The organism is uncultured Nostoc sp. (assembly GCF_964247315.1).
Classification (GTDB): Bacteria; Cyanobacteriota; Cyanobacteriia; order Cyanobacteriales; family Nostocaceae; genus Nostoc.
The window spans coordinates 38962-41176 of the sequence record NZ_CAXTTT010000067.1 but is presented as its reverse complement, the minus strand read 5'-3'; the positions used below and the strand labels follow the sequence as shown (position 1 = coordinate 41176).

Sequence of the window (2215 nt, the reverse complement as noted above, 5' to 3'; positions counted from 1 at the left end):
GCGTAGCGTTTGGCGTAGCGTTCGGTGTGGCGATAGGCGTGGCGATAGGCGTAGCGTTCGGCGTGGCGTTCGGCGTGGCGTTCGGCGTGGCGGTAGGCGTAGCGGTACTGCGTCCAGAAAACTGGCTTATTGGCTCACCTTTAAACTTGCGAATCATCCAAAACAGTAATTGGCTACTCCCCCGTATCACTCCGCTTCCTCTTCCTAATCTTGTCTGGCGCTTGGAAAATTGGCTGCAAAATGATTGGGAAACAGGTTTACATAATACTAATGAACTGCTGGCATATACCCTACAATTCATTCCTGTTGTTCAAGCAATCAATAGAGTACTTGCCAAAATTCCCTCAGACCAAATTATTTGGACTGTCTCTGGATTGGCGGCAAATCCTTTTGATTGGAATATAGTACATTTTGCTTCAGCTTCTCTAAATCAAACTCTAAAGTCAACGTTTATCAAAGGTTTCTTCTCTTTCGGCTTATTCTTTTTCTTGCCTCGTTCTTGGGGAGAAGGTTTTCAGGCTCGTTTTAACACAGACACTCGCTTAGATACTCTTGCCCGTGCTGCTGCTGCTGGTTTCTGGCATCTGCATGAAAAAGAACCAGCTAGAGCAATAAAGGCTTTTGCTGTAGTACGTTCTCTTCTCTATGGCGAGGAAATGTTTACCCTTGCCCAAACTTTAGCGGCGTTTAATAAAGTTCAAAAACCACCTTCTATTGCTGCTATCCAAGCTATTGCTGCTATCCAAGTTCCTCGTTTTCCACAGCAACCGCTTTTACGTTCAGTCACGTGGAAAGTCTTTGCTAATCTGCGACGAGTTGTTGACGATGTTCAGTTTATTCAACGCAGTGTCTCACGTTCAGCCAGGTCTTTAGCTCTTAATCGAGCATTAGGCGAACTGACAAAAATCTTAAATCAAGCCGACACATTACCGCAAGCAGAGCAAGGATTAATTATAGACATCGCTCAAACTTGGAAAGAAAGCCTTTTACAAATAGCTGGTGAAGTGGGAGAAATTTCCATCACTAAACCTGTGGTTAATCCTTATGTAGTAGGCGACCCCGTTCAAGGTCATCTCTTCGTTGGGCGAGAAGATATCATCAGACAGTTAGAAGAACTCTGGGTGATGGGTAATCAACTCCAGTCTATAGTTCTCTACGGTCACAGGCGCATGGGCAAAACTTCTATTCTGGTTAACGCTGCTCAATGTTTAGGCTCACAAATACAGCTAGCTTATGTCAACTTGCTACGTTTGGGAGATAGTCCCCAAGGTGTGGGTGAGGTGCTAATGGCAATTTGTGATGAAATTTCTCAAACTGTCGAACTTCCACCACCATCTGACACTGATTTACTAAATCTCCCCTACCGGACTTTTGAACGCTATTTAAAACAGGTTGAAGCAAACCTAGATGGTGGGTTAATCATTGCCTTAGACGAGTTTGAGAAAATTGAAGATTTAATTGAAGCGAAAAAAATCCCTATCGACTTTATGGGTTTTCTGCGAGGATTAGTGCAAATGAGTTCTAAAATCGCCTTTGCCTTTGCTGGTTTGCACACCTTGGAGGAAATGCCAGCAGATTATTTTCAACCTTTCTTTGCCAGCGTCATTCCTATTCATGTAGGCTTTCAAGAACTTGCAGCTACTCGACAAATTCTCGCTAACCCAGGTAATGAAGACTTCCCCCTCGACTACATCCCGGAAGCTTCAGATGAAATTTATGCTTTGACACACGGTCAACCATATTTAGTGCAACTGCTGGGTTTTCAACTAGTGCGTGGCTACAATGAATTTGTTTTTGAGCAAAGACGATCGCGTGACCCAGTTTTCACAGTAGAAGACGTGGAAGCAGTTATCAATAACCCTGAGTTTTTCAAACGGGGACGTTACTACTTTGATGGGGTTTGGGGTCAGGCGGCGCGGGGTGCTGAGGGTCAACAAGCAATTGTACAAGTGCTTGCACCTCACCCAGAAGGGCTAAGTCTGGATGCCTTAGCTCAGTCTACAGGTATGAACGACCATGATTTACAGGAAGCGCTGAATACTCTGAAGCGTCATGATGTTGTTGAGGAAATTCAGGGAAACTGGCGGATTATGGTAGAACTTTTTCGCCGTTGGGTTTTGCAGCAGTAGAGTAGAGTGATTCCTTTGCTATATTGGCGATCGCATTTGTTATTTTGGAGTACGCATTTGTTATTTCGGAGTACGCATTTGTTATT

The 2215-nt window shown here is 44.3% G+C and carries 1 protein-coding gene; it reads left to right on the top strand.

The annotated features are described in order from the left end of the window. On the top strand, positions 1-2129 hold a 2129-nt coding region (locus tag ACFE93_RS19990; protein ID WP_375475480.1), incomplete at its 5' end, for an ATP-binding protein. Positions 2130-2215 lie beyond the last annotated feature (86 nt).